Annotated in this window: 22 protein-coding genes; 13 read left to right on the forward strand and 9 right to left on the reverse strand. The window is 67.3% G+C overall.

Features of this window, described 5'->3' with window-relative positions; genetic code table 11:
- Positions 1-148: 148 nt before the first annotated feature.
- Positions 149-1,102, forward strand: coding sequence for a hypothetical protein (locus ACH54P_RS14105; RefSeq protein ID WP_489912831.1), 954 nt, complete (start codon positions 149-151; stop codon positions 1,100-1,102).
- Positions 1,103-1,539: 437 nt separating this feature from the next.
- Here ACH54P_RS14105 and ACH54P_RS14110 read toward each other — a convergent pair whose 3' ends face one another.
- On the reverse strand, positions 1,540-1,830 hold the full coding sequence (locus ACH54P_RS14110) for a hypothetical protein (RefSeq protein WP_489912832.1): 291 nt from the start codon (positions 1,828-1,830) through the stop codon (positions 1,540-1,542).
- Here ACH54P_RS14110 and ACH54P_RS14115 point away from each other — a divergent pair.
- Entirely contained in the window at positions 1,829-2,089 is a 261-nt protein-coding gene (locus ACH54P_RS14115; RefSeq protein WP_489912833.1) for a hypothetical protein, read from the forward strand. The two genes, ACH54P_RS14110 and ACH54P_RS14115, sit on opposite strands and share 2 nt — an antisense overlap.
- Before the next feature lie 151 nt (positions 2,090-2,240).
- On the opposite strand, the gene ACH54P_RS14120 is transcribed toward ACH54P_RS14115, so the two are convergent.
- Positions 2,241-2,855 (reverse strand): hypothetical protein, encoded by a 615-nt coding sequence (locus ACH54P_RS14120; RefSeq protein WP_489912834.1) that lies wholly within the window; start codon positions 2,853-2,855, stop codon positions 2,241-2,243.
- A gap of 504 nt (positions 2,856-3,359) precedes the next feature.
- Entirely contained in the window at positions 3,360-5,327 is a 1,968-nt protein-coding gene (locus tag ACH54P_RS14125; protein WP_489912835.1) for a ricin-type beta-trefoil lectin domain protein, read from the reverse strand.
- A 529-nt stretch (positions 5,328-5,856) separates the two neighbouring features.
- Between ACH54P_RS14125 and ACH54P_RS14130 the strand changes: the two genes are divergently transcribed.
- From ACH54P_RS14130 to ACH54P_RS14155, 6 genes are all read left to right on the forward strand, one after another.
- The gene (locus ACH54P_RS14130) at positions 5,857-9,609 is read left to right on the forward strand and encodes a hypothetical protein (protein ID WP_489916432.1); all 3,753 of its coding nucleotides are present in this window, start codon (positions 5,857-5,859) and stop codon (positions 9,607-9,609) included.
- Positions 9,610-9,619: 10 nt separating this feature from the next.
- Complete coding sequence (locus ACH54P_RS14135) at positions 9,620-10,072, forward strand: barstar family protein (RefSeq protein WP_489912836.1); 453 nt, start codon at positions 9,620-9,622, stop codon at positions 10,070-10,072.
- Between the two features lie 119 nt (positions 10,073-10,191).
- Positions 10,192-10,326 carry a hypothetical protein gene (locus tag ACH54P_RS14140; protein WP_489912837.1) on the forward strand — a complete coding sequence of 45 codons (135 nt, stop codon included), beginning with the start codon at positions 10,192-10,194 and terminating at the stop codon, positions 10,324-10,326.
- Between the two features lie 181 nt (positions 10,327-10,507).
- Positions 10,508-11,185: a tetratricopeptide repeat protein gene (locus ACH54P_RS14145; protein WP_489912838.1), complete on the forward strand. Its 678-nt coding sequence runs from the start codon at positions 10,508-10,510 to the stop codon at positions 11,183-11,185.
- 39 nt (positions 11,186-11,224) lie between these two features.
- Complete coding sequence (locus ACH54P_RS14150) at positions 11,225-11,794, forward strand: WD40 repeat domain-containing protein (protein ID WP_489912839.1); 570 nt, start codon at positions 11,225-11,227, stop codon at positions 11,792-11,794.
- A gap of 129 nt (positions 11,795-11,923) precedes the next feature.
- Complete coding sequence (locus ACH54P_RS14155; protein ID WP_489912840.1) at positions 11,924-12,115, forward strand: hypothetical protein; 192 nt, start codon at positions 11,924-11,926, stop codon at positions 12,113-12,115.
- 376 nt (positions 12,116-12,491) lie between these two features.
- Here ACH54P_RS14155 and ACH54P_RS14160 read toward each other — a convergent pair whose 3' ends face one another.
- Positions 12,492-12,797 (reverse strand): hypothetical protein, encoded by a 306-nt coding sequence (locus ACH54P_RS14160; RefSeq protein WP_489912841.1) that lies wholly within the window; start codon positions 12,795-12,797, stop codon positions 12,492-12,494.
- A gap of 68 nt (positions 12,798-12,865) precedes the next feature.
- Positions 12,866-13,429: a hypothetical protein gene (locus ACH54P_RS14165; RefSeq protein ID WP_489912842.1), complete on the reverse strand. Its 564-nt coding sequence runs from the start codon at positions 13,427-13,429 to the stop codon at positions 12,866-12,868.
- Positions 13,430-13,692: 263 nt separating this feature from the next.
- Between ACH54P_RS14165 and ACH54P_RS14170 the strand changes: the two genes are divergently transcribed.
- The gene (locus ACH54P_RS14170; RefSeq protein WP_489912843.1) at positions 13,693-16,353 is read left to right on the forward strand and encodes an AfsR/SARP family transcriptional regulator; all 2,661 of its coding nucleotides are present in this window, start codon (positions 13,693-13,695) and stop codon (positions 16,351-16,353) included.
- Here ACH54P_RS14170 and ACH54P_RS14175 read toward each other — a convergent pair.
- The 4 genes from ACH54P_RS14175 to mhpD are packed head-to-tail and all read right to left on the reverse strand — an operon-like array spanning position 16,306 to position 19,872.
- On the reverse strand, positions 16,306-17,076 hold the full coding sequence (locus tag ACH54P_RS14175) for a hotdog fold thioesterase (RefSeq protein WP_489912844.1): 771 nt from the start codon (positions 17,074-17,076) through the stop codon (positions 16,306-16,308). The genes ACH54P_RS14170 and ACH54P_RS14175 overlap by 48 nt on opposite strands.
- The gene (gene dmpG, locus ACH54P_RS14180; protein WP_489912845.1) at positions 17,073-18,092 is read right to left on the reverse strand and encodes a 4-hydroxy-2-oxovalerate aldolase; all 1,020 of its coding nucleotides are present in this window, start codon (positions 18,090-18,092) and stop codon (positions 17,073-17,075) included. The genes ACH54P_RS14175 and dmpG overlap by 4 nt, the downstream gene beginning before the upstream one ends.
- Entirely contained in the window at positions 18,089-19,036 is a 948-nt protein-coding gene (locus ACH54P_RS14185) for an acetaldehyde dehydrogenase (acetylating) (RefSeq protein WP_489912846.1), read from the reverse strand. Before ACH54P_RS14185 ends, dmpG begins: the two co-directional genes overlap by 4 nt.
- The gene (gene mhpD / locus ACH54P_RS14190) at positions 19,033-19,872 is read right to left on the reverse strand and encodes a 2-keto-4-pentenoate hydratase (RefSeq protein WP_489912847.1); all 840 of its coding nucleotides are present in this window, start codon (positions 19,870-19,872) and stop codon (positions 19,033-19,035) included. The genes ACH54P_RS14185 and mhpD overlap by 4 nt, the downstream gene beginning before the upstream one ends.
- A gap of 75 nt (positions 19,873-19,947) precedes the next feature.
- On the opposite strand from mhpD, the gene ACH54P_RS14195 reads away from it, so the two are divergent.
- The 4 genes from ACH54P_RS14195 to ACH54P_RS14210 all read left to right on the forward strand — a co-directional run bounded on the left by ACH54P_RS14195 (position 19,948) and on the right by ACH54P_RS14210 (position 25,007).
- The gene (locus ACH54P_RS14195) at positions 19,948-20,697 is read left to right on the forward strand and encodes an IclR family transcriptional regulator (protein ID WP_489912848.1); all 750 of its coding nucleotides are present in this window, start codon (positions 19,948-19,950) and stop codon (positions 20,695-20,697) included.
- A 455-nt stretch (positions 20,698-21,152) separates the two neighbouring features.
- Complete coding sequence (locus ACH54P_RS14200; RefSeq protein ID WP_489912849.1) at positions 21,153-22,817, forward strand: glycoside hydrolase family 99 protein; 1,665 nt, start codon at positions 21,153-21,155, stop codon at positions 22,815-22,817.
- 875 nt (positions 22,818-23,692) lie between these two features.
- Positions 23,693-24,112, forward strand: a complete 420-nt coding sequence (locus ACH54P_RS14205) for a tautomerase family protein (RefSeq protein ID WP_489912850.1) — start codon at positions 23,693-23,695, stop codon at positions 24,110-24,112.
- A gap of 538 nt (positions 24,113-24,650) precedes the next feature.
- Positions 24,651-25,007, forward strand: a complete 357-nt coding sequence (locus ACH54P_RS14210; protein WP_489912851.1) for a hypothetical protein — start codon at positions 24,651-24,653, stop codon at positions 25,005-25,007.
- The last annotated feature ends 104 nt before the right edge of the window (positions 25,008-25,111 follow it).

The raw sequence follows: 25,111 nt of genomic DNA on the forward strand, positions 1-25,111 counted from the left end.
GTGTTGTCACGGCGGTAGACCGATCGCGGATATTCGCGATCGGAGCCGCTCGGCCTTCCGTTGCCGACGCTTCACCGTCGACGCGCCTTATCGCTGTCCAATAAACCACTTGTCACTTTCCATTGTGTTGATCGAAGGAGTATCTGTCATGCGTATCCAGACGAAGCGGACCCTGCAGGTCGCGCTGCTCAGCGGCGGCCTGCTGATGGTGGGCACCGGCAGCGCCTCCGCAGTTGAGACCGTCACCCCCGATGAGCCCGACTCGCCACTGGACCAGCTCCACGCCAACCCCGGGCTGCACAGTGTCGTGGATCCGGTCAACGACGCCATCGACGACCTTCAGGTGGCGCAGCCGCTGCAGCAGACCGTGACCGGCGTGGACCTGCGGCACCCGGTCCAGGCCTTCAACACGGCGCTGCCCGCTACCCAGGAGCGCCCTGGCCCGGTCGCCGACGCTCCTGTGCCCGCGGCGGTCCTGCACACGGTGCCGGTACACCTGCTCCAGCACAATCCGGCGCCGAGCGCTGAGGTCAGCGGCGACCTGCCGGAACAGGACCTCAACGCGCCGCTGGGCAGTGAGCTGGCGGCAACCGACCTGCCCGTTCTGCCGGTCACCGTGCCGTTGACGGCGATGGCGGGCACGGTGTCGGACCGGGCCACGGTCACGCCGGTCGACGGCCCGCTGCCGGTGCTGCCGCTGCACGGAACCGTCACCACCCAGCACCTCGACCCCGCAGCGGGCACCCGGGTCACCGGCCTGAGCACCTCCGCCGCCCGGGCCGAGGCGGTTCAGCTGGTGGCGCCGGTCCAACCGGCCCGGGTGCCGACCGACGACCGGCGCGCGGACACGCCCACGGCGGGGCTTCCGCTACTGGGCGGGCTGCTGCCGAGCGTCGACGGAGTTCTTCCGACCCGGGCGCCGCAGCTGAACGGAGTGTCCGACGTGACCCAGCTCGCCTCGCTCACCGGGCTGACCCAGCTGGCCGGGAGCACACCGCTGACCCGCGGCGAGCGCTACAACACCAGCGCGGTCACCGCACCGCTGACCCAGCACGGTCCGGCGACCCTCGTCGAATCCCCGACCACACTCCTGCGCAAGTAACGGCGCACCACGCTCAGGGCCGGAAGTGCACCCGCTTCCGGCCCTGAGCTCTCTCGTCGATGAGTTGGCTGGTGCCGTGCACGGACACGATCCGCCCCATCACGCCTCCCAACGCGAGAACGTGAAAGGCAGCTCGGCTTCAAGGCGGGCCCGGTTGTCGAGGGGGAAGGGACGACCGGGCCCGCGCACAACTTACCCAGCTCCGCAAGAAAAAATTGCCTCCCTACCTGAACTTTCGTCCATGTGGACGCCGATCCAGCGTCAGGGTCGTGCAAGCGGGCCAAGATCGGCGGCGACGGACTGGTCGAGCACCCCGACGAAACCTCGCTGGGCACGCGCTGGCGCCGCAGGTCTCGTCACTGCCCGAGCGGGCAGCAGCGGAGGACAGAATGCGGTCAGCCCTGTCCCGTGGTTGATCATTGGATTGGGTGGCGGTCCTACGCGCCGCCGTATCCGGGATGGACGGTGATCGTCCAATGCTCGAGGCCGGTGGGGTTGGGGTTGTCGAGCGGCGGTGTGAAGGTGGCCGGCGACACCAGCAGGCGGCGCGTGACGACGATGTCGCGGTGGCCGGAGATGGGCCCGGTGAACTGGGTCTCGGGTTGCATGTAGTCGGGGTTCTCGAACTGCAGCCCGTTGCCGGTGAAGGCGAAAGTGCCGTGGTGGGTCGCAACGAGCGGCTCGTTCACCCGATCCGGCGCATCAAGCGGCTCGGCAGGGAATTCCATGTTGACGGTGGTGACGTGGGACTGGAATGCGCTGACGAAGGCGATGCCGTTGAGGCCGAACGCTCAGATGTCGCCGGGTGCCGAGCAGGCCGTAGACGAGATCGTTGGGCATCCCGGTGTTGCCGGCCGGGGTGATGTTAGCGAGGAAGAATATGCCGGGATAGACGGCGACGGTGCGGTGAACCCGTTGTATCACGGTCATGGGTGCACGGTAGCAGGGGCGGTGCGCGAACTCAGGCGTTCGCGAACCGACCCCTGATTCAGCAAACGCGTGCAGCGCCTCAGGTTGAGCTGACGAAGTAGCCGTCGCTGTCGAGGATGCTCTACTCCTTATAGAAGGTACCGACGTCGTTGCCGGCACAGCACGGGCCTCGTCCAGGTGGCCTGCACCAAACCGGCGGACTTCTAGCTCACCGTGCGGGCGCGGTCATTTCTGCGGCGAAGCGGTAGTAGCAGACCGCTTGGTGCTTGCCGCCCGTTTCAGTGGCCGGTGTCATGACCTGGACGCGTGCGCCGGGGATCGGGTGGGCGACGGCGGTGCAGCGGTCCAGCGTTTGCTGGTAGGACTCGCCGATCTCGGGCATCGACCCCTCGGCGAGCGGAAGCACGGCGAACGCCTCCGCGGTGTGGCGGTCGGTGCAGGAAGTCAGCAGCACGTCAACCTCGCCGGAGCCCGTCGGGGACCAGAAGCACTGGCCCGCGGTGACGTCGAGCCCGTCCGCCTCGCCCGCGGGCAGCTGTTCTCCGGGCGCCGGGCGCCACCACGCCGTCCCGGTGGCGGCCTGGTAGGAGAGCAAGCCCAGCCAGCAGGCGAAAGCGACCAGTCCGCAGATCACCAGTGCCCGCCCCCGCTCGCGGCGTTTCCTGATCCGGGCCACCGCGACGACGGCAAATACCGGCGCGAAAAGCCCGCCCAGCAGACCCGACACGAACGTGGCGATGGCGTAGCGGCTGACGGGCTGATTGCGGAGTTCAGCTCGCATCAGCTCGTCGAAGAACTCGGGATCGTCCGATGACGCTGACATGTGAATCCCCCTTCCGCGGAACTCTAGCGACCGGTCACGCGGACGAGGACGCCGGTCACGGTCGGCAAGTTACCGACTTCGGCAGCTTCCGAGAAACCTGCTGCAGAGACCTACTTTTGTGGTGGCGCGGTGCGCTGGCGGCGACGTAGCCACCTGGGATCGCGGTGAGTCCAGCCCAGCTCGCGAGGGATGCGCTACAGCGGCTGTCAAAGGATTGATGCGCTCTAGCTAAGCCACGCGCGTTGGTGCGAACCGTCTCTGCGCGGTCGGTCGGCACGATCATCCCGGTCACCGGCAAACGGCACCTTGGCGACTGGTACGAGGCGCGCAGTGTCCGGCACTCGGACGCGGTGGTGCGCGCGTTTTACGCCTATTGGATCTGAGACGTCCACGGAGGCCAGCTGGTCAACCTGGTTGCTCTTGATCGCGGCACCGACTCGGGGACCAAAGGAACGCCCACGACCACACGCAAAGCTCTGTGGTCGTGGGCGTTCGAGGCGGTCGTCAGCTCTGGTCGGTGAGGGTCCATTGCTGGCTGGGGTTGCCGGGCTGGGCGGTGGCGATGATCACGGGCGTGCCGGCGGAGTTGGTGCCGATGTCCATGGCCAGGCCGTTGTAGTTGCGGATGGTGCCGTCGGTCAGGAGGCGCCACTGCTGGCTGGTCCAGCCACCCGGTCGGCAGGTGGTGATGACCACGGGGGTGCCGGGTGCGTTGGATGCCAGGTCCATGCACAGGCCGTTGGTGTTGCGAATCGTGCCGTCGATCGGTATGGCCCACTGCTGGCTCGCCCATCCGGCTGGCTGGCAGGTCGCCATGGTCACCCCGGTGCCAGGCGCGTTGGAGGTGAGGTCGATGCACAGGCTGTTGTGGTTGCGGATCTTCCCGCTGAGCGCGTGCAAGTCGCTGATGGCCCACTGTTGGCTGGGGTTTCCGGTGCTGCAGGTGGAAAGGATGACCGGGGTGCTGTTGCTGTTGGCGCCGATGTCGGCGCACTGGCCGTTGTGGTTGCGGAGGGTGCCGTCAGGGGAGGCCAGCCATTGCTGGCCGGTGCTGCCGGGCTGGGTGGTCGCGGTGACGACTGGTGCGCCGCCGGTGGTGGTCCCGATGTCCATGGTGAGGCCGTTGTCGTTGCGGATGGTGCCGTCGGCGAGCACGCGCCACCGCTGGCTGGCGTTGGCGGCCTGGCAGGTGACGGTGATGACCTTGGTGCCGGGTGCGTTGGAGCCGAGGTCCATGCAGAGGCCGTTGGCGTTGCGGATGGTGGTGGTCGCGGTCTGCTGCCGGATCCAGTCGGTGATGTTGTCGATCCGGGCTTCGGTGCCGCCCTGGCGGGCTTCCGTGACCGCCAGGCAGCCGTGCTGCCAGGACGTGCTGTGCAGGGTCACCAGCTCCGTGGTGGTCCCCGTCTGGCGCAGTGCCGGGCCGCCGGCGTCGCCCTGGCAGGTGTCCATGCCGTCGACACTGGTCATCGTCGTGGTGGTGTCGGTGGTGGTGTCGACGGTGATGGTTGCGACGCGGGCCTGGTCGGGCACCCAGGTGTCTGCAGTGCGGCCATACCCGACTGCCGTCATGGTTTCGCCGGGGGTGGGTGCGGTTGTGCTCAGTGTCGGCGGTGTGATGTCGGTGATCGGGGCGTCCAGGAGGCCAAGGCTGACATTGGTGCCCGGTTTCGGTGTCACGTAGGTGACGTGTGAGGTCCGTCCGGCGTTGGTGGCCGTGCGGGCCAGGGTGACGGTGGTGGGTTGGGGAGGCGCCCCGGGCTTGAGGCCGGTGTCGGCGAAGCACGATGTCGCGGTGAGGATCCAGGACCTGTCGATCAGGGTGGCGCTGCACGAACGTCCGTCGGCACCGGGATGTCCGACGTCCAGCCGTCCGACGAACGGGTACGCACCGTCGGGGGCCGACGAGCCACCGCTGATCGCGGGGCTGGCCGCCGTGACAGGCGCGGCGGCGGTCAGTTGCAGCAGGGTGGTCGGCGGGTCGCCCGGCTTCGCTCCGACGCCGACGGGGGTGCTCCCGCTCGGGTTCACCTGAACCGTCGAGTGTTGCCCGGCGTCCGTGGTCAGCTCAGCCTGCACCTGATGGCCGGTGCCGGCCACTTGACCGTCGCCCCGTATCTCGAAGACTGCGGGTACTTTCAGTGACAGCTGCGCGGGTGTCGAGAGGATTTTGAAGCATATTCTTCCGTCCGTGCCGACGGACGTATTGGTAGTCCGTACCCGGAGGACTCCGATGTTCTCTTCCGGCGGTGTGGCGCAGTCCGCGAAAATCAGATGACCATCACCGAAGATCAGCGTGACATTGTACGTCGATTGGATTGCCGCCGCGTCGGGGTAGGCGTAGTCCTCGACCAGTGACGCCTGCTGGTCAGAGTCAAGGGTGGCGGCGTTCGCCGTGGTTGCGGCGGCCAAATTGCCGGGCAGGATAGCCGCGGCAAGTGCGCTCGCGATCAGTAAAAGTCGTTTCCTCATAGGATTCTCCTCATTGTGCCAGATTGCGGCGCACTCGTCTCGGTGAAAGCTGGAAATTGGCACCTCACTCGCGAGGCCGACCCGGCGGCCGGCGCGGTGACGACGCCTATCGATGCAGGCGCCGACATCGCTACGGTGCCGTCTATCAGGTTTCTGCAAGGAGTCAGTCGTTCGACAACCGAGGTGGATTGGCCAGAGTCTCGTTCGGAGATCCGCCCCGGCCGATGAGTCTGCTCCGACGAGGCTGCAACTGCGAGCGCCGTGCGATACCAAGCAGTGCCTCGAGAGGAAGCCCTCCTTGCCAGTGTCCAATACGTCCGTTTTCGTGGTTCTTTACGCAGCTCGCACCGCCCCGTCCTATCGGATCAAAGGTAGAATTATTACAAGAATCGTGAGTGATCTAGGTCATATTCTCTGCATGACGGCGGCTGGTTAACGTGGATGACGCTGTCGTTTTGCGGCGACTTATCGGGGGTTGCGTACGCCATTCGGCGGATGAGTGCTCGTTCACATGAGGGGGAGCTGGGTGATGTTCGCATGCCGGGAATCCGGACGGGCTGTCGTCGGGCTGGTCTTGCTGGTCGTCGCGCTGTTCGCGGGCATGCTGACTGCGCCGGCCGCGCTGGCTGATTCCGAGCCGCCGCCGGAGACCTCGGCTCCACCGATGACCGACCGCGATCGGGTCGTGCAGCTGTGGCGGTTGGGTGGCCCCACCGTGAAGGCGGACGCGGCGGCGGCGCTGGTCGGGACCGACGCCGACATCACGTCTTTCTTGTCCGTCAAGCTGCCGCAGGACCGGAAGGTCGACGACCGGATTAGCGTGAACCAGATGCTGGCCTCCGGCGGCCCGACCATCAAGGACGCCGCCCAGCACGCCCTCGACGCGACTGACGACGCGGCGATCCCCGCGTTCCTCTCCTCGGGCATTCAGCTGCCGTCGCGTATCGACCGGCGGATCCGCGTCGATCAAATGCTGGCCGCCGGCGGCCCGGAACTGCAGAAGGCCGCACAGGTGGCGTTGGATGCCGACACCGACGACGCCATTCAGGACTTCCTCGACACCGGCTGGAAGAGCCCCTACGAGCTCGACCAGCGGATCCGGGTGGACCAGGCCCTGGCCGCCGGCGGCCCGGAGACCCGCGTAGCCGCGCAGCGGGCCCTCGACGCCGACACCCTCGCGGCCTACGCCCAGTTCCTCAACCACGATCGCGAGATCGCCGAAGCCCGTGACCTGGAAACATCCACGATCGCGCAGCTGGCCGCTGCGGCCAAAGACGCCGGTGAAGAAGCAGCGCGGGAAACCCAGGCGTCCAAGGAGGCCTCGGCGCGGGCGGTGACCGAGGCCCAGCTGGCCAAGCAAGCCGCCGAGGCCGCGGCGACCGCGAGCGCGAACGCCCACAACGACGCGAACGCCGCCACCGCCGCGGCGGTGCAAGCCGCCGACGCCGCCGACAAGGCCGCCTCGGCCGCCCGCGAAGCCGTCGGCGCGGCGAACGCGGCCAGCGTCGCCGCCCGCGTCGCCTCCGGGGCCGCCACCCGCGCGGCGACAGCGGCGACCAAGGCCGGTCAGGCGGCATCTCAGGCTTACAACTCTGCCTCCGCCGCAGCGACCGATGCGAAAAACGCCGATACCGCCCGCCAGGCCGCGGAAACCGCGCGAGACGCCGCCCGAGGCGCTCGAGATGCGGCCGCGGCGGCCAAGTCCGCTGGTGACGCAGTCACTGCGGCCAAGAACGCGATCTCCGCGGCCGGCTCCGCCGGCAACAACGCCGCAGCCGCGGCCCGCGCGGCCGAAGCAGCCAGTAAGAACTCCTCGGTGGCCAAGGCCCAAGCTGCCCGGGCGCGGCAGGCCGCGGCCAGCGCGGCCGCGAACGCCGCCCGGGCCACACGCGCCGCGCAGGCCGCGAGTGCGTTCGCCGACACCGCCGCCAGCGCCGCCTACGCCGCCCAAGCCGCCGCGGAACGGGCTGCCACCGATGCCGACGCCGCCGCAGCGGCTGCGTTGGATGCCGCCAACCACGCCCACAACGCCGCCGAAGCGGCCAACCTCGCCACTACCCATGCGAACGCCGCCACCCAGGCCGCTCAAGCCGCCATCACCGCGGCCAACCAGGCCAAGACCGTTTACGACGCTGCCCGGACCGCCGATGCCGCCCGCCTCGCGGCCCAATACGAGCGCGACGACGAACTCGCCCTCCGCCTGAGCACCGCCGCCGATCAGGTGTCCATCGCCGACCGCTGGAACAAGACACAGAGCGATCTACGCGCGGCCGAGACGAACCGACTGATCGCCGAGGCGACCGCTCTGGGCACCGACCCTGCGCTCGCGTTATCGGACGCCCGCAAGGCAGCCTTGGCTCTGGCCACCAGCGGTGGCCCGTGGACCCAGGCCGCTGCCCAGAATGCCCTGGCCGGCCCGGACGTCATCGCGATGGACTTCATCCGCACCGGCCTCGCGATCGCCGCAGGTCAGGACGACCGCGTCACCCTGGCCAACCTCGAACGGACTGCATCCGACGGGTTTAAGAAGGCGGCCGACACCGCCCTGGCCGGAACGGACGCCGACGTCCAGGCGTTCCTGCGCAGCCAGGACTATCCCGGCCGCGAACTCGACGACCGGATCGCCGTCGACCAAATCCTCGCCCAAGCCCAGCGGGAGGGGAACTTTGCGACCCAGGCCGCCGCACAGCAGGCTCTGGACGCCGACACCGACCAGGCCCTGCGCCAGTTCCTCGACTCCGGCAAGACAGCCAACGCAGTCAACGACGACCGGATCAAGGCCAACCAGATCCTCGCCGCCGACACCAGCGGACCGGAGCTCAAGGCGGCCGCCCAAATCGCGCTCGACGGCACCCCCGCGATGGTCCACGACTTCCTCACCTCCGGCCAATACACCGCGGCCCAGCAGGACCAGGATGCTGCCGCCCACGACGCCCAGGTCTCCGGTTACCTAGCCCAGGCTATGCAGACCGCGCAAACCGCGGCACAAAACGCCGATCTGGCCCAGCAGGTCGCCGCCACCGCACGCGGCGCCGCCGCCGAAGCCGCCGGCTACGCCCAACAGGCCGAAAATGACCGGCAGCAAGCCGCGGCCAGCGCGCAGCAGGCGCACGAGTCGGCCCTCGCCGCCCAGGACGCCGCCACCCGGGCGGCGCGTTCCGCGGCGACTGCCAACACTGCCGCGGCGAACGCGCAGAAGTCTTCGCGCAGTGCCGCGATGTCGGCGGCGTGGGCGAACTCGTCGGCAAACTTCGCCGCACGCATGGCCTCGGACGCCTACAACTCCGCCCGCGACGCCTTCAACAGTGCTCTGGCGGCGGGAGACAGTGCTGAGAAGGCGAAGACCGCGGCCAGCGACGCGGTGTCCGCGGCGCTGGCCACCGTCAAGCGGAAGCAGGAGGAAGCGAACGGCATCATCCTGTTGCACTGCAAGAGCCTCCCCGGCGGCATCGGCTACGACGAATGTATCCAGTTCGCGCAGATGTCCGACGCCGACAAAGCGATGCGCATCCTGGACAACGACTGGCTCTGCCGGCACACCGAAAACATGGGACAGGCGTTCCAACGTGAGTGCATCGCCGCCGAGACCAGCCCCACCTTCGCCACCGACCTGGCCTTCAACGCAGCAGCGCAGGCGCTCAACGAGCTGAGTGCGATCTATGGCTCGTTGGCGATAGTGGAAGGGGCCGTTCTTGGCGCTGCCCTTTGCGCTGCATTCGAGCCTTGTGGACTGCTGGCCCTTTCTATTATTCCCGAAGGAACCGTTTTTACCTCCTGGATGGCAATCGCAACCGGCGACGCGCTGGTCACGGCACGAATCGGTGGCTTCTATGAGGATCTGTTCATAAGTACAGAGGCAACTGAGGCGAACATCGTCGGAGACGCGATCGCCGGAATCCGCGGATGTAGATGTAATATCGGCGATATCCTGGGCGATCCGTCGCGACTTGGGGGTTGGCTGCCGACTGAGATCCCCGCCGAATCTCGCGCCGTAATCAGTGATATTGAAAAGTATGGTGTCGAAGCTCAAGGCGCAGGCCCTCAACACATGGGCCCTATTGTTCCAAGAACCTATGAAAATGGCAGACCCGGAAGCACTGCATATCGCCTCCCATTGATTGACAACAGGGGAAACCCAATTACTTACCGAGAGTGGGGTACGGTACAATCGGCCAATAACCCGAAGCCTGGCGGTGAACGAATAGTGACCGGATCTGACGGTTCGATCTACTACACGCCGACGCACTACCAGACTTTTATCGTGGCACGACCGGGACGATGAGGAAACAAGTATGTGGGAAGAGTCGAATGCGGGTGTAACGCTCCTGTCTGGCACTCAAAGGTCGACGATTGCGGAGGTCTTACCTCCCTCGGGTCTTCTTGCGGTCGCCCGAATTGATGGCGCAAGTGCCGTAGATGCCGACGGAGTCTTTGCTCAATTTTCGGCGGCATTTAATTTTCCGGCCTGGTTTGGGTGGAATTGGAATGCCCTGTCCGACTGTTTGCGCGACCTGTCGTGGCTGCCAGCGGATCGGTACGTGGTTATCATTGAGGGTGCGACGCGACTTCTGAGTAAGGAACCAAGCTACAGGCAGGACCTCTTCCGAATTCTTTTGCAGGCAGCGAAACATTGGGCGAATCCTCTAAATAAGCCAGGAAATTCTGACGTCTCTTTTCGGACTGTTTGCGTTGCAGCGGATAGCGAGATCGATCAAATTCGAGCCGAGCTGGCCGATTTTATCTAACAGTTTCCCGGTGAAGGGTTTCATGTGTGACAATCTGCAAAAGATAACGAATGGTTGAGTGTGCGACTCTAAGGGCGAACTCGACACTGGTTTCGTGCAGTCGGGCACGGCCCAGCGGCATGTCCGATCCCGGCGAAGAGGCCATCCCGCCGCTGATTGCCACCGCGATCCTGCAATTCGCCGTGGCCGACACCGACACACTGGCGGAGGCGTTCGCCGCGCCCGGCCCGCACCAGGTGAGCGCGCTGTCGTGAGCGCCGTGCCCGGCAAGCGTGGACTGCTGATCGGCGCAGGCAGCGGGATCGGCCGCGCGGTCGCAGTCGAGTTCGCTCGGCAAGGCACGTCGGTCGCCGTGCTCGAGATCGGACGGGAACGCCGAGGCCGAGACCGCCTCCATGATCGACAAGGACGGCGGCGAAGCATTGCCTGCCGCCGTTGGCATCGCCGACGAAGAATCGGTCCGGGCTGCCGTCGAGCGCACAGTCGCGGCGTTACGGCGGCCTCAACTTCGCGGCGAACAACCCCGGCATGTCCTCGCACGGGTTGCTCGACCAGACGACCCTGGACGAGTTCGAGCGGATGGTTCACGTCAACCTGGTGCGGACCTTCCTGTACCTGATGCACGCGCTGATTGCGCTCCAACGCGGCGGCGCGATAGTCAACGTCGCGCCAATGTGGCCTGGCCGCGATCCCGAACGTGCCCGCCTAAGTTCCGGCCTCGCGTGCGGCGATCGGAATTCGCTCGCGAAGTGCTCGGTGACCGGCGCCAGGAGGGAGCGGTGCCGAGCAACCTCGGCATGGCGTTGCGGAGCGGCGGCAGTTCGGGGAAATGATCGCGGCATGAACGCGCCGTGGCTGTCTGCCGGAGGCGGGAGACGGTCCAAAGAGGCCTTGGCGGTGAACAACATCGGTCTGCGCTGCGCGGCGCGACGGTTCGACGAAGCCGCGGCGGCGCACCTAGAGGCCGCCGCGATCAACCGTGTACTCGGCTCCAGCCGGGCTGAACGGCAAGGGCTCAGCAATCTCGGGCTAGTACTCGCCGCGCTCGGGCGGTTCGATGAAGCCGTCGAGGCCCACCAACAGGCGGGCTCGCTGAGTCGCGAGGCCGGTTAGAGCTCTATCGAGGCGCAGGCGCTGAACAAATCTAGGGACGTGTACCAGCAGCTCGGGCGATTCAAGGAGGCCCTGGTAGCGCAGCGGGACGCTGCGGTGCTCTACCGTCAAACCGGCGACCACCGGGTAGCGCGGGCGCTGGGCAACCTCGCTTTTGTTGCGGGCGGCGGGCCAGTTCGACGAAGCACTGCCCGTGCAGCATCAGGCCATCACCTGGCTACTGGGGAGCAGTTGACCACCTTCACCGGCCACACCGGCCCGGTGCAGGCAGTGGCCTGCAGCCACCTCGACGGCCACTCCGTCGCCGTCACGGCCGACCGGCACCACTCCGTACGGGTCTGGGATCTCGCCACCGGGGACGAGCTCACCACTTTCACCGGCCACGCCAGTCGTGTGCGTGCGGTGGCCTGTACCCACATCGGCGGTCGCCCCGTCGCCGTCACCGCCGACCACCACAACACGGCGCGGGTCTGGGACCTCGCCGCCTGCGAAGAAGTTGCCGTCTTCGACTTCAGCGTGATCAGCGCCGTAGCGTTCGGACCTAGCGGGGAGCTCATGATCGCGGCTGGCTGGGACCTCATCGTGCTTGACCGCATCGCGAGCCACTAACCCTCGCGCTGGAGAGGCGCACCTAAGGTCACCGATCAGGGTGTTGACCAGTGCAGACACAGCGGAGCTAGGCCAACCGGGTTACCGTCAAAACCCAAGCGACGACGTCTCGGACCCGGGAGGCTGGCCATGGCCGCACGCAACTCCTCCCGCGTGCCGGACTGGGTCGAGCCGATGCTGGCCAAGGCCGACGGCGGCCGGCTGCGCGAAGGCCCGGACTGGGCGTATGAGTACAAACTGGACGGCTACCGGGCCTGTTGCGCGAGCTTCTTCGCGTACGCCGAGGGCACAGCGGGGTCGTCGGCGTCGATGGCGGCGTAGAGCTGCATGCCCTTCGAGCCTGACGTCTTGGCGAACGGTGTTCGCCCCAGGCGAAATCTCAACCACGGTCAGCACTGATTCGTGAGACCAGCGAAGTGGCAGCGGCCATGCACGACAAACGGGGGCAGACGCGCTCGTCATGTCGGCCGTTGGCTTCACCGTCGCGATCCGAGACCCAGCCGCAGGTCAGGTGGTCGGCTGCGAGATCTGGCCCAATGACCGCAAGCGAGCTTACCGGAGATCAGTGCGACAATTCGTCGAACCTCTCATGCGTGACCGGCGTTTGCGCGACGATCTCGGCCGACAGCGACCCAAGTCTCAAGGGCCCAGGCCTGGTCTCCGCTGCCGGCCAGCGGTCAGTGATCCGGCGGAGCGGTCAGGGATTGCGCTTTTCCACCGTGACGTTGGTGACCCAATCATCGGCGTTGCAGCCGGCATCGCTGACATCGAGCGCCGGCGTCGCCCAACGACCGTAGCGCAAGTAGGTGCTTCCCGACGGCGTTCGGCAGGTCACTTTGATGCGGAACGCGCCGGTACCGACCGTGCAGAACGCCGAAGCCCAGTTCGACCCGCTCACGGTCGAACAGCCTTGCGGATACGCCTGAGCGCCACCGGCGCCTGTTAGAAGAAGCGCGCCTGCCGCTGTGGCCGTCAGCGCGACGTTTGCCAGCAACCTTCCCATCGTCATTCCTTTCTCGCAGACTGATGATTCCGGTGCATCGCGATCTAATTTGTATTCGCTCCGTTGCGCTATGCGTGAATCTGTATCCGGCCAACGTTGTCGCTGTAAGCCCCCAGCCAGCGGCCGTCGCGGTCGACGTGGACGTTGAAGTCCGCGGCGCTGTTCAGTGCGATGTTGTAGACCCGTGCCACGAAGCAGTCGTAGTTGCCCGCGATTGAACTCAGATTCAACTGCCAGAAAGTGTCCGGATCAATCCGGTATCCAGCCGTGTCGCAGGGAGCGCCTGCCCAGAATTCCCAGTAGGCGCCCTGTCGATCTCTGTTGTAGTTGACATTCTGGTACCAGTGCATGAGCGTGTAGGTGGCTGCCACGCCGTCGCCGTCGGCTCGCCTCTTCGCGGCGTACTGCCGGTACATCTCGGTTCTGGCCTGCTCGATAGACTCGTCGGAACAGGCCTTAGCCGCCACGGGAGAAACTTCTCCCGCTGGCGCCTTGTCGAGCTGGAACGAACAGTACTTGCCGTTCTGCGCGGTGCCTGCCGATGCCGTGTCCTCAGCCATGGCGGTCGGCGCCGCGATGACCGATGCGGCCAACGCGACGAGGAATGCGGAACGCGTCAGTCGATGCTTCATGGATTCCCTCTCGCAAACAATATTTCACTACTGAATTCGTTCTCGGCGTTACACCCCCACGTGCCGGCCGGACCACTCCGCCGTTAGCGTGAATCGAGCAGGAGATCACCCCCGACAGCGTCGCACCTGCTACTCCCGTAGCTGGGGAGGTATTCAGATGCCGGATGTACTGAGTACGTCGAAGATCCTGGTTGTCGGTTTCATCGTGAACACACCATCCCGGCGGAATCGCCTGGTCAGCCGCCAGGCGCGGGGCTGACGACATGCTTCGTTTCCGGGTGCTCGGCGAGATCGAAGCCTGGGTCGACGGCGAACGGTTGGCCCTCGGCCACGCCCGGCAGCGGTGCGTGCTGGCGGTGCTGCTGGTGGAGGCCAACCTGGTCGTGTCGACCGACCAGCTGGTCGACCGGGTGTGGGGCGACCGGCCGCCGCTGCGCACCCGGCAGGTGATCAGCAACTACGTGTCCCGATTGCGGCGGCAGCTGCCCCCAGGCAGCGGCGTGGACCTGCAGCGCCGGGGCGGCGGGTACGCATTGCTGGTCGAACCCGATCGCGTCGACCTGCATGAGTTCCGCCACCTGGTCCGTCGCGTCCGCAGCGAACCTGACGAGCAGACCGCTCTGAGCCTCCTGGAGCAGGCTTCGGCCTTGTGGTCCGGCGACGCCTTCGCCGACCTCGACACTCCGTGGCTCGCCGCGGTGCGCGAAGGCCTGGCGATGGAACGGTTCACCGCCGACGCCGACCGCATCGACCTGGCGCTCCGCCTGGGCCGGCACGCCGGGCTGCTGGCCGAGCTCACAGCCCGCGCCGCGGCACATCCGTTGGACGAACGGGTGGCCGGGCAGCTGATGCTGGCTCGCTACCACGCCGGCCGACCGGCGGAAGCCCTCGCGGAGTTCCACCGGGTGCGCAGCCGGCTCGTCGACGAACTGGGGGTCGAGCCGGGCGCCGCGCTACGGGAACTGCACCAGCGCATGCTCAACGCCGATGCCGATCTCACGAGTACGGCTCCGCAGCCGGCCGCGCCCATACCGCGGCAGCTTCCGCCCCGGCCGGGCCCGTTCACGAGCCGCGACGGCTCTCTGGCCCGTTTGACGGAGTTCCTGGCCGAGCCTTCCACGCCGGCGGACACGAGCCCGATCGCCGTCGTCAGCGGAGCCGGCGGAATCGGCAAAACGTGGCTGGCGCTCGAATGGGCACACCGCAACACCGGGCGGTTTCCTGATGGCCAGCTGTTCGTCGACCTTCGTGGCTTCCGCGCCGACCGCAGCGGCCCGATGGAGCCGGCGGTGGCGCTACGAGGATTCCTCGACGCGCTGGGGGCGGATCCGGACCGGCTGCCTGCCGACCCGCACGCCCGGACCGCCCTGTTCCGGAGTATCACGGCCGACCGGAGCCTGCTCGTGGTGCTGGACAACGCGGCCGACGCCGATCAGGTCCGCGCGCTGCTACCCGGAAGCGGGAGCTGCGTCGTTCTCGTCACCAGCCGGCGGCGGCTGGCCGGGCTGACCACCGCAGACGGAGCCAGCCAGCTGCACCTCGACGTTCTGACCGAGCACGAGTCCCGCGCGCTCCTGGCCCGGCGGCTGGGCCCGCGAGCGCGGACCGAGTCGACGGCGGTGGCCGAGTTGACCGCCTTGTGCGGCGGTTTCCCGCTCGCGCTGGGCATCATCGCCACTCGCGCTCAGATGCACCCCGATGTGTCATTTACCGAACTCGCCACCGAACTGCGCCGTTTGGGCCTGGCCGTCCTCGCCGACGACGATCCGGCCGCCAGCCTGCCCGCGGTCCTGTCCTGGTCTCATCAGGCGCTTTCCGTCGAGCGCCGGAACATCTTCCGGCTGCTGGCCGCTGCGCCCGGGGCCGATATCGGCCTGCCTGCCGCCGTCGCCCTCGCCGGCCTCAGCCCCGCCGCAGTCGGCGCGGCTCTGCGCGGACTCGAAGAAGCGTCCCTGCTGATCCAGCACCCCCGCGGCCGGTACCGAATGCACGAGCTGATCCGGTCCTGTTCCCAGTACGAGAGTGCCGACCCCGACCCGGCCGCCCTGGGTCGGCTCACGGACTTCTATTTGCAGACCGCCTACACCTGCGAGCGTCTGCTGAACCCACACGCGCTGCCGATCCGGCTCGCCCCAGCCGTCGCCCGGTCGCATCCCTTGGGTGACGGCGCGGCGGCCATGTCCTGGCTAGACACCGAGCACGCCAACCTGCTGGCCGTTCAGCAGGCCGCGGCGGACGCAGGGAGGCACACGGTCGTGTGGCAGCTGGCCTACGCGTTGTTGACCTTCCAAACGCGGCGGGGTTACCACCGCGAGCAGGCCGCGGTGTGGCGGACGGCGCTGGACTCCGCGCGGCACCTGCCCGACCCTGCGGCCCGCACCGTGGTCTACCGCCGGCTCGGTGCCGCCTTCATCGAGCTCGACCGGCACGACGAGGCCGCCGAACACCTACACCTGGCCATGCAACTGGCGCGACAGCACGGAAATGCCGGCGACGAAGCCCACACTCACTACCAGCTGGCGTGTGCCTGGGGACGCCGCGGCTCCGACCGGCTGGCTCTGGATCACGCGGTCCGTGCGGTGCACTTGTGCCGCACGGCGGATCTGCCGGTGTGGGAAGCGGACGCCCTCAACGCGGCCGGCTTGTACGCGGCCCGGCTCGGCGATCACCACGTTGCTCGCCACCACTGCGAAGCGGCACTCTCGCTGCAGCGCAGGTACTGCAACGCTCAGGGAGAGGCGAACGCGCTGCGCAATCTCGGCGAGATCAGCACAATGATGGGCCACGAGATGGAGGCGGCAAACCAATTCCGCGCGGCCTTGAAGCTCTACCGGGACAACGGGGTGACAGCCGCGGAGGCGGAATTGACCACTCGCTTAGGTGAACCCCTGAGCACCTACGCGGTCTGGCAGGAGACCTCGTAGGCGTGCACGGTCAACGATGGCCCGTCGACAGTGTGACTTGCTTCCCTCAGGGAGAAACGCTGTCGTTGCGTCGGATCGGTGACCGAGCCCGGTGTCGCTTAATACGTCAGCCCGATCAGGCATGACGACACCGACGCCGTCCTGGGTAGAACGGCCTAAAGCTCCGAGGGGGGTTGTGATAGGCGGGACAAGGCTTCGGGAAGTAGAAGGAGACCGCCTAGCCGAAGCTTGCGCGCCGCGACGGCCTTCTGCGCGGCCCACTCGGGCACGTCCTGGCCGGCGCGGACACGGCGGGCGATGTCGCCGAGCATGCGTGTTGCCCCGGAACAATGCGACCGGCACGTCGGCGCCTGCACCATCGCGACGCTCGACCCGCACGTCGTAGATCCCGGTCCGGGTGGCCTCCTGGACCACCGTCGCGGTCGCGACCAGCACGTCGCCTTCCCGCGCCGCGGCGGGATAGGTGATGGTCGCCGTTGTCGTGACGGCCGGCGCCGGCGCCTCGCCATGGGCGTCGGGGGCGTTCGAGGCGAGCCCCAGTGCCGTGTCGGCGAGCAGGAACACGATCCCGCCGTGGCAGGTCCCGTGGGGATTGAGCATGTCGGCGCGTACCGACATGCTCACCCGGGCCGAACCGGGCTCGATGTGCTCCACCACGATGCCGTGCGCGTGCGCGCAGGCGTCGCGGGCCAGCAGTTCCTCGACTGCGCTCGGACCGGTCATGGCCGCCCCTTGCTGGCCGCGGCGAGGTCGAGCGCGATGTCGGTGATCATGTCCTCTTGACCACCGACCATGCCGCGGCGGCCGACTTCCACGAGGATCGTGCGGGTGTCCAGGCCGTAGCGGCCGGCGGCGGCCTCGGCGTGGCGGAGGAAGCTGGAATAGACCCCCGCGTAGCCCAGGCTCAGGGTTTCGCGGTCGACGCGGACCTCGCGATCTTGCAGCGGACGCACGAGGTCGTCGGCCGCGTCCATCAAGGGGAACAGGTCGCAGCCGTGGTCGAGGCCCATCAGGTCGGCCACGGCGATGAACGCTTCGAGCGGGCAGTTGCCCGCGCCGGCGCCCTGCCCGGCCAGCGACGCGTCGACGCGAACGGCGCCGTTTTCGACCGCAACGACGCTGTTGGCCACACCGAGCGCGAGGTTGTGGTGGGCGTGGATGCCCAGTTCCGTTCCGGGGTCGAGGACGTCCCGGTATGCGCGGAACCGATCGCGCACCCCGTCCATGGTCAGCCGGCCGCCGGAATCGGTGACATACACGCAGTGCGCGCCGTAGGACTCCATCAGCTTCGCCTGGCGGGCGAGTTCGGCGGGCTCGGCCAGGTGAGACATCATCAGGAAGCCTGCGACGTCCATGCCCAGATCGCGCGCGGCACTGATGTGCTGGGCGGAGATGTCGGCCTCGGTGCAGTGCGTGGCGATCCGCACCGATCGGATGCCCAGCGCGTGGGCCTGGCGCAGGTCGTGCAGGGTGCCGATGCCCGGCAGCAGCAACGTGGTCGGCACGGCGCGGCGGGCCACGGCGCAGACCGCCTCGATCCATTCCCAGTCGGTGTGGGCACCGACGCCGTAGTTGATGCTGGAGCCGGACAGCCCGTCGCCGTGCGCGATCTCGATCGCGGCGACGCCAGCGGCGTCCAGTGCTGCCGCGATGGCCCGGGCCTGCTCGATGCTGTAGCGGTGCCGGACGGCGTGCATTCCGTCCCGCAACGTCACGTCCTGGATGTACAACCCGGTCATCGGACGGTCTCCTCGGTCGCGCGGTGGGCGGCGATGCGCTCGGCGGTGCGCAGGGCCGCGGACGTCATGATGTCGAGATTCCCGGCGTAGGCGGGCAGATAGTGCGCGGCGCCTTCGACCTCCAGGTAGACCGACACCTTCACCGGTTCGTCCGCTGTGCCGGCGGGGAGCAATGTGCGCAGCGGGTCATCGGCGGCCACCGCCTCGAACTGCACCTTCTGCTTGAGCCGGTAGCCGGGCACGTAAGCCTGGACCCGGCCCACCATCGTCTCCACCGACGCCGTGATCGCCTCGGTGTCGGCAGCCGAAACCAGGCAGTAGACGGTGTCACGCATGATCAGCGGTGGCTCCGCGGGATTCAGCACGATGATCGCCTTGCCGCGGGCGGCACCGCCGACCTGCACGATCGCCGAGGAGGTCGTCTCGGTGAACTCGTCGATGTTGGCCCGAGTGCCCGGCCCCGCAGAGCGTGAGGAGATCGACGCGACGATCTCGCCGTAGTGCACCGGCGCGACCGCCGCGACCGCCGCGACGATCGGGATCGTGGCCTGGCCACCGCAGGTCACCATATTGACGTTCGGGGCATCGAGATGGGCGTCCAGATTGACCGGCGGCACGACGTAAGGCCCCAGGGCGGCTGGGGTGAGGTCGATGACCGTCCGGCCCGCCGCGCGCAGGACCTCGTCGTGACGCCGGTGCGCGCCGGCGGACGTCGCGTCGAACACGTACTCGACGTCGCTGAACTCGTCCAGCCGCACAAGGCCCTCGACCCCCTCGTGTGTGGTGGCGACCTTCAGGCGGCGCGCCCGGGCGAGACCGTCAGACTCCGGGTCGATGCCCGCCATGGCGGCGATCTCCAGGGTTTCCGACAGCCGAAGAATCTTGATCATCAGGTCGGTGCCGATGTTGCCCGACCCGATGACGGCGACTTTCGTTGCGTTCACAGTGATCCTCCATCGTGGGCGAATCCGACCTCGACGGCGCCCAGGCCGGAAATGTCGGCACGGAAGACGTCACCAGGGCCGGCGGTGACCATCGGTCCCAGCGCCCCCGTCAGCACGACGTCGCCGGCCCACAGCGGCTCACCCCGGTGAGCCAGCGTCGAGGCCAGCCAGAGAGCGGCGTTGAGCGGACTCCCGAGGCAGTCGGCCCCGCTGCCGCGGGAGACCACTTCTTCGTTGCGGGACATGCTCATGTCCACCGAGCGCAGGTCGACCCGATCCAGCGGGACCGGCGTGCCGCCGAGGACGAACAGCCCCGAGGAGGCGTTGTCGGCAATCGTGTCGACGATCGAGATGTCCCAGTCTGCGATCCGGCTGTCCACGATCTCCAGGGCCGGCAGCGCGAACTCGGTCGCTCGCAACAGCTCCACCAGGGTGCAGTCGGGGTGGGGCACGTCAGCACCGAGGACTAGCGCTACCTCGGCCTCGATTTTGGGCTGCAGCAGCCGCCCGTTCGGCACCGTACCGCTCTCGACGACGGCCATGTCGGCGAACAGAGCGCCGAAGTCCGGCTGCCCCACTCCCAGTTGCCGCTGCACGGCAGGCGAGGTCAGGCCGATCTTGCGGCCAACGAGCCGCCGACCCGCCGTCAGCGCGCGTTCGACGTTCACCCGCTGCACGGCGTAGGCGGACTCGATATCGCCGTCGGCGAACAGCTCCCGCACCGGCGCGCACGGCCGACCGGTCGCACCGGCTTCCGTGAGGCGATCGGCGGCTTTCCCGATTTCCGGAGCCAGGCTCATGGCATCGCTCCGGCGCTTCGGCGTGACATGGGCCACCTCCAGGACAATGAATCGACGACAGCTGCGAGATCGGTATAGGCGAAGTCGCAGCCATCTGCCAAAATCTGTTCCATGACACGGAACAGTGCCGAGGGCAACATGCTCGAAAAGGCGGTGTTACTGCTCGACACGTTCCATCCTGCCGGCGGCGTGTTCCGTCTTACGGAACTGACGGCACGAACCGGCCTGAGCAAGACAACGACGTTCCGCCTCGTCAGCAACCTCGTCCAGGTCGGGCTGCTCGAACGCAGCGGCGACGGCTACCGGCTCGGCGGCAAGCTGTTCGAGCTCGGATCGCTCGTGCCGCGGCGGCTGGACCTGCGGGATGCCGCGTTGCCGTTCCTGCAGGACCTGTTCGAGACCACGCGAGAGACGGTGCACCTCGGTATCCGCGAAGGCGACGAGGTCATCTACGTCGAGCGGATCCACGGCCACGACCCGCTCCCCTTGCCCTCCCGGGTTGGCGGCCGGCTGCCGCTCAGCTGCACTGGAGTGGGCAAGGCCTTGCTGGCATTCTCCGCGGCCGAACTTGCCGACGATCTCCTCTCAAAGCCGCTACCGCAGCTGACCCGACACTCGATCACCGACCCGGTACGGCTGCGCACCGAGATCGAACAGACCCAGATTTCCGGGCTCGCCTACGAGGATCAGGAAGCCGCCCTCGGCGTGAGCTGCATCGCGGCACCAGTATTCGACGGCGCCCTCGCCATCGCAGCGTTGTCAGTCGCCGTACCGCGAGAGCGATTCCGGCCGGCCCACCTCGCCCCCGCCGTGCGCACTGCAGCACTGGGCCTGTCCCGAGTGCTCCGCGGCGGACACTGAAGAAGCTCAAACCGTCCGCGTCGCCCGGCCCTCATCCGCCGAACACTCTGACGGATCCTAACCCGCACCAGCACCGAGCAGAGGCTTGTCATCGGCGCACATCCGTCCACCGCCAGCATGATGAGCTGTCGGACTGAGCACTGCCCGACAGCGAGCCGGTCGACACAGCAACACTCACTGGCTGTACCGCGTGCCGCGCCGCCACGCTCGACTCCGTCGGGGTCATCGCCGACTCGGCCACGGACGCGCGGTCGTCCCCCGGGACCGAACGCCAAGGCCCTGGCCTCTTGCGACCGGAGTGGCCGAATTGACCACTCCCCAGGCGCGTCGAATGAGCACAATTTGCGTCGTTTGCGACGAAAATTTCGGAAACTCGTACGTCTATTGCACCAATCTGTCCGGCCGCATACAGTCCACCCGAACGAGGGACGTGAGCAGCGGACTGGAGGAACGACGTGGCGATCTCGCGCAGGACATTCATCGGCTCGGCCGCGGCAGCGTCGGCTTGGGGCGCGCTGACCCTCGCCGGAGCGCGAGATGCCGGCGCCGCGACCAGTCCGCCGGGAGACGTCGTCGGCAAGATCACCGTCGGGTACCAGGGCTGGTTCGCCTGCGCCGGCGACGGCGCGCCCATCAACGGCTGGTGGCACTGGAGCCAGGACTGGAGCCGGACCCCGTCGCCGGGCAACAACGTCATCAAGGCCTGGCCGGACATGCGCGAATACACCCGCACGTACCCGACCGCCTACGGCAACCTCGGCAACGGCCGGCCCGCCACGCTCTTCTCGTCCTACGACCAGCAGACCGTGGACACGCACTTCCTGTGGATGCAGCAGAACGGCTGCGACACCGCTGCCCTGCAGCGCTTCAACCCCAACAGCAGCGAGGGCTCCACACGCGACGCGATGGCCGCCAAGGTCCGCAGCGCCGCGGAGGCGCATGGGCGGAAGTTCTACATCATGTACGACGCCACCGGCTGGGCGAACATGCAGACGGAGATGAAGGCCGACTGGTCGGCGAAGATGTCCGCGCACACCGCGTCGCCTGCCTACGCCCGCCAGAACGGCAAACCGGTCGTCTGCATCTGGGGCTTCGGCTACAACGACGGCAACCACCCGTGGGACGCGGCCACCTGCCTTGACGTCGTCAACTGGTTCAAGGCACAGGGCTGCTACGTCATTGGTGGCGTACCGCGGGAATGGCGCACCAGCGACGGCGGTTCGCGCCCCGGCTTCAGTGGCGTCTACCACGCATTCGACATGCTCTCGCCGTGGATGGTCGGCGCCATCGGCGACGTGGCCGGCTCCGACTGGACGTACCAGAACCTCACCGTGCCCGACCAAGCCGACTGCACCGCCCACGGCATCGACTACCAGCCGTGCGTGCTGCCCGGCGACGTCTCCGCGCGCCAGCGGGCCCACGGCGACTTCATGTGGCGCCAGTTCTACAACATGGTGCGCGCCGGCGTACAGGGCATCTACATCTCGATGTTCGACGAATACGGCGAAGGCAACCAGATCGCGAAGACCGCGGAAAACGCCGCGATGACCCCCGCCGGTTCCGGCTTGCTGGCCCTCGACGAAGACGGGACGGCGTGCTCGTCGGACTACTACCTGCGGCTGACCGCCGACGGCGGCCGCATGCTCAAAGGCCAACTGCCCCTCACGGCGATCCGCCCGACCTCTCCCCTGCCGACCACGGGCGGCGGCCCGACCGACCTGGCGCGCGGCCGCACGACCACCGAAAGCAGTCACACCCAGAACTACGGGGCGGGGAACGCTGTCGACGGAAACCCCGACACGTACTGGGAAAGCGCGAACAACGCGTTCCCCCAGTGGCTGCAGGCCGACCTGGGCGCGGCGGCCACGGCGACGCGGATCGTGGTAGCGGTCCCGCCGTCGTGGGGCGCCCGGACGCAGACGCTGGCCCTGTCCGGCTCCGTTGACGGCACGGCGTTCGACACCCTCGTCCCCGCAACCGGGTACACCTTCGACCCCGGACGAGGCAACAGCGTCACCATCACAGTCCCGGCCGCCAGCCACCGCTTCCTGCGCCTGACGTGCAGCGGCAACACCGGATGGCCCGCCGGCCAGATCGCCCGCTTCGAGGTCTACGCCTGACAGTCGCGTACGGGCGATAGCGCTACTTCCTTCCTTCCGTCTACCCGGCCGTCACCGTGCTCGTCAGAACCCGCAGCCACGTGACGGACGGCGGGCGCTGTCAGCCCGTCAGCCGGGGGAACAAGGCCTCGGAGTTTCCCCGGTCGACCGCGGTCCGCAGAGCGGGGTCGAGTGGGGTAGTTCTCAACCTGCTTGTTGAGGAACCCGATCGCCGCTGGGGGGCGCGCGAACGGGAAGTCGCTGCCGTAGGGGATGTGGTCGGGTGAGGCGACTTCGAGCAGGCTGGGCAGCGCGACGGGACTGGAGGACAGCGCGACGTCGTAATAGAACTGCTTGAGCACCGACAGGTGCCACAAAGTTCGCCCGGGACCTCAGCGCAGTTGCCAAGGTCGGCTGATCCCGGCTCAGCTTCCCGGCCCTGGACTCTCGGGAGATGGCATGGCAGCACTCAGCCGGGCGGGCGGCAGTGCTGGCCCGCTCGGTCGTCGGGCCCGAAGTCTGGACGGTGCCGCAAGCTCTCGTGGCCACCGACCGGTGACATCAACCACTGCTCCTTGCGGTGCGAGGTCAACCAGACGCATTATTTGTGTACGGATATTCCGTACACTGATTAATAGGAATGGCATGCCTGCTCGTCGGCATGATCGCTGCACCACCGAGGAGGAGCAACACCATCCGGCTGCCACCGCGATCACCGTCCCCGCCGCGACCCTGTCGGCTGGAAAGACGGGGAGGTGCTGGCCGGCGTCCTGAGAATCCTCGTATCCACCGGAGTCGGACCCCGCCTATCCAACTGCCGCCATCTCCACTTCGGACGCCGGCGGCGCACCAGGAAGCAATCCCAGCTTTCTCATCCGCCATGTGAGGAGAACTACATGCCCGTCTACCAGTGCACCACCGTCGCCGGCGCGTTGTCGGACGACGACCGACTGCGCGTTTCCCAGGCCATCACGTCTATCCATACCGAAGAGACCGGCGGCCCCGCAGAGTTCGTCCATGTTCTGTTTCCCGAACTGCCGAACGGAAACGCGTTCAGTGCCGGACAGCCCGCAGCGCCTACCGTGATCAACGCACAGATCCGGGCGGGACGCCCGCCCGAAGTCCGCACCACGCTTCTTCGACGCGTCTACGACGCGTACCTGGAGGTCACCGGGGCCGAGCCGATGTCAGTCCTCGTGATGATCGTCGACGTCCCGGCTTCGTGGGGATTGGAAGCCGGCCGCATCTTGCCGGAACCCGACGAGGCCGCCGAGCAGGCATGGCTCGCCGAGCTTCCCGGTCGCACGACTTCCTAGGCGATATCGGTTCGCACAGTTCACGGTGCAGTGCGACCCCTCAGCTCTGAGGTCCGTTATCACTCGTCGCCGCAATTTCGCGAATCGCGGCACCTGCGAAGCCACACCACTGGCGATTCAGCCACTCCCAGCGACCTCGGCCGTGTTCCCAACTGATAACTCGTCTGAGCGGCCAGCTGGACACGATCACGGACATCGATGATCTTCAGACTCGGGAAACTCACCGAGGCAAGTTTGCACGGGCCATCGCCTGGCAACTGTCCGCAAGGCCTCGACCGGTTGAGCTGCGGCTCACGCGATGGCCCTCTCATCAGGGCAGCCAAGCTGAGGCGCCCTACACGCCTGTCGAAACCGTGGTCCACGGCAGCCATCATGTTCGGGCCGTTCGGCCCGACTCCAGTCCAGAGGACGATCTCGACCGGAGAGGCCTGCGGAGGCGCAGTTGTTCCACAGCTCGAAGGCGGCGTGCGAGAACGCCAACCGCAGACATGCCGAGATGGCCCCAGAGGCGGCGGAGCGTCCATACACAGGCGTGAGCGTGACCGCGCTCCACGCAGTGATTCCGCGAAACGATCAGGTCATAGCAAAGCAGATCGACGTCGCCCCAGTCAGTAACGTTGACCTGTTGTTTATCGCCAAGTGGCAAAGTAACGCCAAGAGGCCACCCTTGTTACAACACAGGCCATCAAAAACCACTGAGGAGTTTACAATGCACTTGGTTTCGAACCAGCTGATCCGTCGCACTCTTGCCGTCAGCGCACTCGCGATCGCCCTGATGGCTCCGGCCAGTGTCGCGAACGCGGCTACCACGCGAACGCCCAGCCAGGCCTCCAACACCCTTTCCGTCGGCCACGTTCAGCCGATGAGCTGCGGTTTTGTGTCCACCTGTCGCTGAGACGGCAAGCCGGGTTTCGGGATGCGATGAAGCCGAGACTTCCCGCATCCCGAAACCCGGGTAGCGCACAGCGGGCAACTCGCCACCATTGCGCGATACCGATC

This window comes from Amycolatopsis sp. N2S4-7 (assembly GCF_058119595.1).